Source organism: Collinsella aerofaciens, from assembly GCF_018785265.1.
Lineage (GTDB): Bacteria > Actinomycetota > Coriobacteriia > Coriobacteriales > Coriobacteriaceae > Collinsella > Collinsella aerofaciens_AI.
Genome location: NZ_WQPK01000036.1, coordinates 153,864 through 161,953 on the forward strand (window position 1 = coordinate 153,864; position 8,090 = coordinate 161,953).

Genomic DNA, 8,090 nt, shown 5'->3' on the forward strand with positions numbered 1-8,090 from the left:
GCATCGGCTTCCACTATGAGCGTATGGCAAGAAGCAGCGCCGGCGAAGTGACCCGTGGCCCAACTAGCAACCGCCCAGCATCCCCTATGGACCAAAAAGACTTGTATACGCACGCCCTCGGCCCATAAAATGAGACGCCTGTCCCAATGTTCGATTTGAGCCATCCACGCGGCACTTTTCGACAAACGTATCCAGCCGCAAACAAAATGAAGCGGGCTCATCCGTCTTCAAACTTACTCGGGCAGAAACGAGTAAGTGGAATTCATCGGTAAGGAGCGTGGGCTCACCCGCGTTATTAAGAAGACCCTCGAGGCGCCCGAGCAGCGCAATGATTTAGATAGGCGTCCACCGCCCGCTATTCGACATCCGACCCCTCCCCCATCAGCCATCGGGCGAGGTCGACCACCTTAATCCCCTCATAATCAACAGCCTCGTGCTTTGTTCGCGCAATGACCATCTTGGGATACGCATCACGTATCGCAAGCAGAGGTGCCACTTCGCGCTCAAAGGTTTCCTGACGCGAAATGTCATCGCTAACTTGGATATACACTCGCTCATCGCGACGAATTGCCACGAAGTCGATTTCCTTCTTATAAAGCACCCCGATATAGATTTCCCAACCGCGTCTTAGGAGCTCTAAAGCGACCATATTTTCATATACATGCCCGAAGTCGAGTTTTTTAGTTCCAAGTTTTGCGTATCTGATTGCATGATCCGATAAATAGTATTTATCACCCGAAGCGAGGTACTTTTTACCGCCTATGTCATAGCGGCGCACTCGATAGAACGCAAAGGCCTGGCATAAAAATCCGAGGTACTGGGCGAGCGTTGCCACGGAAACGCGCGTTCCGGCAGCATCCAGCGCAGCCGCAATCCCACTAACAGAAGATATGTTACCAATATTGTCCATTAGGAAATCGCATGCACGTTCTAGTTGCACCTTGTTACGAACCCCATGCTTTTCTTCCACATCACGCAAAACCAAGACATCTAGCACGTTCGCAATATATCGATAGCGAGCTCGCTCGCTAGGATACAAATAAGAGCCAGGCATTCCGCCCTCTCTTAAATAGCGGTCAAGCGCTTCGTCTGGGTTATGAATTTCGTGATACGTCGAAAACTCAAGCAAGGAAAACGGAAATACTTCGACCTCATATGTCCGCCCGCGAAAAAGCGTCGCCAAGTCACTCGAAAGCAAGAAAGCATTGGAGCCAGTAACGTAGATATCGTATTTACCCGATGCATGGAGGCTATTGACCGCTTTTTCGAACCCAACGCAAGTTTGTACCTCATCGATCATCACGATGTTATCGAGGCCCTCGCAATAGCTTTCCTCAACGTAGCGATGCAATGCTCGAAAATCCGTTAGTTCCTCGAATTCGAGGAGATTGAAATTGATACGGATAATATTGGCATCGGGGTCGGCCTCACGAATGCGATCGGCAAGAGCTTCCAGTAGAACAGATTTGCCGCACCTACGAATGCCGGTAATAACCTTGATGTCCGGCGTTCCCTTAGCGCCAAGAAGCGCTTCCATATATTGAGGACGTTCGATAATCTTCATATCTTCACCGCTCTATTAAATAAAAGCTCTCCTGATTCGTTTTCATTTAGTATATATCTGATTCTACTAAAAGAAATCAAATATCTATTGATTTGATTCAGCTATTTCTCCCAATAGCTTAACATCAGTCGATATATCACGAACGATTGTTCGATGGATTTCGTGTTGGTTGGAATCGCCTGTGGGCTGGGCTATGCTACCTTGACTATCTATATGACTTAAACGCAGCAAGGGAGCACCGAGAGAGCGAGTATGGCAAAAAACACCGCAAATTATGGTAACGACAGTATCCGCCAGCTCAAGGACGAGGAGCGCGTACGCCTGCGCCCCGCCGTCATCTTTGGCTCGGACGGACTCGATGGCTGTGCACACGCTGCCTTCGAGATCCTGTCCAACGCCGTTGACGAGGCGCGCCAGGGCTACGGCAAGCTCATCACCCTTACCGCCTTTCGCGATGGCTCCATTCAGGTAGAGGACAACGGCCGTGGCTGCCCGCTCGACTGGAACCCCTCCGAGAAGCGCTTTAACTGGGAACTCGTCTTTTGCGAGCTCTACGCCGGTGGCAAATACAATAACAACCAGGGCGGCGACTACGACTTCTCGCTCGGTACCAACGGCCTGGGCTCGTGCGCGACCCAGTACGCATCCGAGTACATGGACGTCACGGTTTGGCGCGACGGCAACAAGTACTCCCTGCACTTTAAGAAGGGCAAGGTCGTCGGTGCCAAAAAGAAGGCACTCGAGATTGAGCCCAGCAATGAGGACCGTACCGGCACCACCATCAAGTGGCGCCCCGATCTTGAGGTCTTTACCTCCATCAGTATCCCCCACGATTGGTATCGCGAGACCATGCGCCGCCAGGCCGTGGTCAACGCCAACGTGACCTTCCGCCTGCGCATCGAGGGCGACGACGGCGAGTTTACCGAAGAGGATTTTTGCTATCCCAAGGGCATCGAGGACTATGTGCTCGAGAAGGTCGGTACCGACTACCTCACCGAGCCCTTCTTTATCGAGGCCGACCGCCGTGGTCGCGATCGTGAGGACCTGCCCGATTACAACGTAAAAATCACCGCATGCATGTGCTTCTCGCGCACCTTCATGATGCAGGAGTACTACCACAACTCGTCATGGCTCGAGAACGGCGGCTCGCCCGAAAAGGCCGCCCGCAGCGCTCTGACCAGTGCCATCGATGCCTACATTAAGCAACAGGGCAAATACAACAAAAACGAGAGCGGCATTAAGTGGCAGGACGTCCAGGACTGCCTGGTGCTGGTGACCAACTGCTTCTCCACCCAGACGTCCTACGAGAACCAGACCAAGAAGGCTATCAATAACCGCTTTATCCAGCAGGCCATGACGGCCTTCTTTAAGGAGCGCCTCTCGACCTACCTGATCGAGAACAAAGACGCCGCCAACAAGATTATGGAGCAGGTGCTCATCAACAAGCGTTCGCGCGAGAACGCCGAGAAAACGCGCCAGAGCATCAAGACCAACCTGCAGCAGAAGACCGACATGGCCAATCGTGTGCAGAAATTCATCGACTGCCGCTCCAAGGACAAGGGCCGCCGCGAGATCTACATCGTAGAGGGCGACTCGGCAGCAGGCGCCATTCGCACCTCGCGCGATGCCGAGTTCCAGGGCGTTATGCCCGTCCGCGGTAAGATCCTCAACTGCCAGAAGGAGGACTATCCACGCATCTTTAAGTCCGACATCATCATGGACCTCATGCGCGTGCTGGGCTGTGGCGTGGAGATCAAAGACAAGCGCATCAAGAACCTTGGCGCCTTCGACCTGGACAACCTCAACTGGAACAAGGTCATCATCTGTACGGACGCCGATGTCGACGGTTATCACATCCGCACGCTCGTGCTCACCATGCTCTACCGCCTGGTGCCCACACTTATCGACGAGGGCTACGTGTATATCGCCGAGTCGCCGCTCTACGAGATCAACTGCAAAGAGAAGACCTACTTTGCCTACACCGAGCTCGAGAAGAACGGCATCCTCAAGGAGATCGGCGACCAGAAGTGCTCCATCAACCGCTCCAAGGGTCTTGGTGAGAACGACCCAGACATGATGTGGCTCACCACTATGAACCCCGAGACGCGTCGTCTGATCAAGGTGGAGCCCGAGGACGTCGCCAAGATGGAAACTATGTTCAACCTTTTGCTGGGCAACGACGAGGCAGGCCGCAAGCGCCATATCTCCGAGCACGGCAAGGAATACCTGGACCAGCTGGACCTGCAGTAGCAGTAAATCGATAACGACGGCCCATTAGAAGTTCAAGAGGATATCGTGGCAAAGAAGAAGACGAAGAACCAGCCAAAGAAAAAGCAGGTTAACGCCGAGAACGTCATCGGCCTGCACTCCGAGGTCACCGACCAGCCGATCACGCAGACGCTCGAGGTCAATTACATGCCCTACGCCATGAGCGTCAACGTCTCGCGTGCGTTCCCCGAGATCGACGGTTTTAAGCCCTCGCACCGCAAGCTGCTCTACACCATGTACAAGATGGGCCTGCTCAAGGGCGAGCGCCAGAAGAGCGCCAACATCGTGGGCCAGACCATGAAGCTCAACCCGCACGGCGACGCCGCGATCTACGAGACGATGGTGCGCCTGGCCACCGGTAACGAGGCGCTGCTCGCGCCGTTCGTTGAGTCGAAGGGCAACTTTGGCAAGTATTATTCGGGCGACCTGAGCTACGCCGCCTCGCGTTATACCGAGGCCAAGCTCTCCCCCATCAGCGCCGAGATCTTCAAGGACATCGACAAGGACCCGGTCGACTTCGTTGACAGCTACGACGGCGCCATGAAGGAGCCGCGCCTGCTGCCCACCACGTTCCCCAATATTCTGGTTTCGGCCAACAAAGGCATCGGCGTCGCCATGGCATCCGATATCTGCGGCTTCAACCTCAACGAGGTCTGTACTGCCACGATGCATTACCTCAAGGATCCCGACTGCGACCTGCTCGAGTATATGCCCATGCCCGACTTCTCGACCGGCGGCGAGATTATCTACCGCCGCGAGGAGATGGAGAAGATCATCGAGACCGGCCTTGGTAGTTTCCAGATTCGCTCCCGCTGGCGTTGGATCCCCGAAGAGCGCATCATCGAGGTCTACGAGATTCCCTACACCACCAAGACCGATGTCATCATCGAGCGCATCGTCAAGCTCTCCAAGGAAGGCAAGGTCAAGGAGATCGCCGATATCCGCGACGAGACCGACCTTTCGGGCCTGCGCATCGCCATCGACCTTAAGCGCGGTGTCGACCCCGACAAGCTCATGGCCAAGCTCTATCGCTCGACCACGCTGCAGGATTCGTTCTCGTGCAACTTCAACGTGTTGGTCGATGGTTACCCTCGCGTTATGGGCGTGCGTCAGATCCTGCACGAGTGGGTCAAGTGGCGTATTGAGTCCACGCGTCGCCGCATTAACTTTGACCTGGGAAAAAAGTCCGAGCGCCTGCACCTGCTGCACGGCCTCGAGGCGATCTTGCTCGACATCGACAAGGCCATCGCCATCATCCGCGGCACCAAGCTCGAGGCTGAGGTCGTGCCCAACCTTATGAAGGGTTTCGACATCGATGAGACCCAGGCCGAGTTTGTTGCCGAGCTCAAGCTCCGCAACATCAACGAGGAGTACATCCTCAACCGCACCAAGGACATCGCCAAGCTTGAGGGCGAGATTGCCGAGCTTGAGGAGATCCTCTCCAGCGAGGAGAACATCAAGAAGGTCATCAGCGACGAGCTGGCCGCGGTCAACAAGAAGTACGTGATGCCGCGCCGTACGGGCAGAATCGAGCCCCATGAGGTTATCGAGGTAAGCTTGGAGCCCGAGGTCGAGGAGTACCCGGTGACCATCATGCTCTCGCGCGATGGCTACCTTAAGAAGATGACGGACCGCGTGCTCAAGAAGGCGACCACGCTCAAGTACAAGGACGGTGACAAACCCTTTATCGAATTCCCGTCCTCCAACACCCACGAACTGCTGGTCTTTACCAACAAGAGTCAGGTGTACAAGTGCAAGGTTGCGGCGTTTGAGGACACCAAGTCGGCCCAGCTGGGCTCGTACCTGCCCACCGACCTCGAGATGGAACCCGACGAGAGTGTCATCTGGGTCATCGACCCCGAGGACTACAAGGCCGACGTGCTGTTTGTCTTTGAGAACGGCCGCGTGGTGCGCGTCGCGCTTTCTGGATACGTCACCAAAACCAACCGCAAGCGCCTCAAGAACGCCATCTACAGTGGCAGCAAGCTGCTGTATGCCCAGGTGCTCAAGGAAGATCGCGACATCGCGCTGGTCTCGAGCGACTACCGCCTGATGAACTTCAACACGTCGCTGCTCAAGACCAAGACGACCACCAACACGCAGGGCGTCCAGGCCTTTACGGCCAAGAAGGGCCGCTCGGTCACCACCGTCGGCACAACCGAAGAGATTCTTGGCGCCGGCGTCTCTGCCGAGAAGTTCACCGCGCAGAGTCTCCCCTCCGCCGGTGCCCTTATGAAAGAAAACGACATGCCGAGCTTGTTTGACTAAAACAACGGCAGCCAAACCGTCATGGTTTTACAATGCAGCGGGGCCCGGAGCGCAGCAACATCGCGCTCCGGGCCCCGCTCGTTGCAACGTAGTCGGAATAATAGGAATCCCCGTTTTTCACTCCTGCAATCCCGCGGCACAAGACATGTTAAACCGTTAGCAAAACTTGCAAAAATTAGCAAAAGTTGCAAAAACTAGCAAAACCTGCAAAGGGGCCACCATGGATCGCAGCAAATGTCTCCGCCATGCCAGGCATGCTCGAAGATATTATCGAGCGAACCAAAGAAGCGGCAGATAGCCGCCTCTCATAGTCCCGCGCGTGCATAAGCGGCGTTCAGATTGGGCCAGTCGGCATCGATTGGACATATGCTCAGGAGACTCAGGGTAACTGGCGCACGGGCATGAATGGCGTCTTCAGGCAACTCGAGAAGCATGACGTCGGGCTTCTCTCGAAACGACCTATCGGGAGCTTTCCGATAAAGACATTGAGTTTTTGCTCGCGATGCTGCCCGATTCTGGCCCCAGCAGGGTCTCGGAGATAGCCAAACGCATGGGCGTCGCCAGCAACTACGCAAGCCAATACAAACGCCGCCTCCTGGAGGACGGCGTCATTGGAGAGCGCGGGCGTGGTCTCGTTGGCTTTGACATTCCCGCGTTCAGGGAATTCTTGAACGAGAAGGCGTTTTAGCACGCCGGAATTGTCCGCGGAAGCATCAACGCATGGCAATCAGCATTCCTCTTGGTAAGGATAGCAAGCATTTTCCACCAACACCGATTGCCATGCGTTCTTCTTGCCCTTAGGCGAGCTTGCGAGCGAGCTCTCGCACCTCTTCCAACTTGGGCGACGATGCCATGCCATCGCGCTCGGTCATACCGCTGATGGTGATAATGCCTTGGTCCTCCCACTTGCAGTACGCGCAGGTTGACTTGTACATAGCGATCGCCGCATCATAGACGCCCTCGCTGTGGCTATCGAGCAAAAGGGCCGTCTTGGTGAACGGGAATCCCGTGGCACCGAAAGCGTACAGGCGGTCGATGGCGGCCTTCTCCTGCGCAGTGATATCAAACCAGTAGATAGGCGAAGCGAAGACAACCATGTCGGCGCCTTTCAGCGACTCGATCACCTTGGCCATGTCGTCCCTCTGCACGCAAGTGCCCTCGTGGGCGAAGCAATACTGACATCCCAGGCAACCAGCAATCTTCTTGCTGGCAACGCGAACGACCTCGACCGTATTGCCTCCCTCGCGCGCGGCCTCGGAAAACGCCTCGACCATGGTGTCGGTATTGGCGCCCTTGCGCGGGCTACCACTCAATACAACGATATTCATAGGATTCCCCTCTTTCATGCCGCAGGCGCACGTTGATTCGGGACAGGTCTTCGTTAGCACCCTCGTAGCGGTTTTCCGCCCCCTAAGCAGAGCGTCCGCTACGAAACGACCGTCTTGTAATAAGCGCCGAAGTCTGCGAGCGAGTCCATGATGGGCATCATCTGGCGGCCGAGCTCGGTAAGGCCATACTCAACGCGGGGAGGATTCTCGCCATAGTCATGGCGAAAGACCAGCCCATCATCCTCCATCTGCCGCAGGCTGTCGGTAAGCACCTTCTGAGAGATCCCCTCAAGGCTGCGGCGCAACTCGTTGAAACGCCAAGGGCGTACGCGCAAGTTACGGATAATGAGCAGCTTCCACTTGCCGCCAATGAGCGTTACCGCCGTTGCGACCGGACACTCCGGAAGCTCCTCTTTCGCCATCACGGGAGACCCAACCTCCTTGACCATACCGGTTTCACAAAAAAGTACGCAGTTACAAATATGTGCGTACTCGTATTTGCATTCGCCTTCGCGTTGAATATAACTCACGCAGGAGATGCCTGCAAGGTACATCAACCCCAAGAGAGGAACCATTATGGCTCCTTGATTATCGACTTTATCCGAACACCTCCCACATTCATCCGCACATGTGCGGATGAATGTGGGAACCCGATACCCTGA

At 55.4% G+C, this 8,090-nt stretch carries 5 protein-coding genes; 2 read left to right on the forward strand and 3 right to left on the reverse strand.

Annotated features, from left to right (window positions below; translation table 11 throughout):
• Positions 1 to 355 precede the first annotated feature (355 nt).
• A complete protein-coding gene (locus GPK42_RS06550) occupies positions 356 to 1,564 on the reverse strand; it encodes an ATP-binding protein (protein ID WP_215694348.1) in 1,209 nt (402 codons plus the stop codon).
• 252 nt (positions 1,565 to 1,816) lie between these two features.
• Between GPK42_RS06550 and GPK42_RS06555 the strand changes: the two genes are divergently transcribed.
• The gene (locus GPK42_RS06555; protein ID WP_215694350.1) at positions 1,817 to 3,814 is read left to right on the forward strand and encodes a DNA gyrase/topoisomerase IV subunit B; all 1,998 of its coding nucleotides are present in this window, start codon (positions 1,817 to 1,819) and stop codon (positions 3,812 to 3,814) included.
• 45 nt (positions 3,815 to 3,859) lie between these two features.
• Complete coding sequence (locus GPK42_RS06560) at positions 3,860 to 6,100, forward strand: DNA gyrase subunit A (protein ID WP_215694352.1); 2,241 nt, start codon at positions 3,860 to 3,862, stop codon at positions 6,098 to 6,100.
• 797 nt (positions 6,101 to 6,897) lie between these two features.
• Here the strand turns inward: GPK42_RS06560 and GPK42_RS06565 are convergent.
• Positions 6,898 to 7,428, reverse strand: coding sequence for a flavodoxin family protein (locus GPK42_RS06565; RefSeq protein ID WP_215694354.1), 531 nt, complete (start codon positions 7,426 to 7,428; stop codon positions 6,898 to 6,900).
• A gap of 98 nt (positions 7,429 to 7,526) precedes the next feature.
• Positions 7,527 to 7,850 carry a winged helix-turn-helix transcriptional regulator gene (locus tag GPK42_RS06570; RefSeq protein WP_252200169.1) on the reverse strand — a complete coding sequence of 108 codons (324 nt, stop codon included), beginning with the start codon at positions 7,848 to 7,850 and terminating at the stop codon, positions 7,527 to 7,529.
• Positions 7,851 to 8,090 lie beyond the last annotated feature (240 nt).

What these genes read in the sequence shown, in the direction of transcription:
- GPK42_RS06550 (WP_215694348.1), bottom strand. Translation starts at nt 1,564, where the DNA reads ATGAAGATTATCGAACGTCCTCAATATATGGAAGCGCTTCTTGGCGCT.
- GPK42_RS06555 (WP_215694350.1), top strand. Translation starts at nt 1,817, where the DNA reads ATGGCAAAAAACACCGCAAATTATGGTAACGACAGTATCCGCCAGCTC.
- GPK42_RS06565 (WP_215694354.1), bottom strand. Translation starts at nt 7,428, where the DNA reads ATGAATATCGTTGTATTGAGTGGTAGCCCGCGCAAGGGCGCCAATACC.
- GPK42_RS06570 (WP_252200169.1), bottom strand. Translation starts at nt 7,850, where the DNA reads ATGGCGAAAGAGGAGCTTCCGGAGTGTCCGGTCGCAACGGCGGTAACG.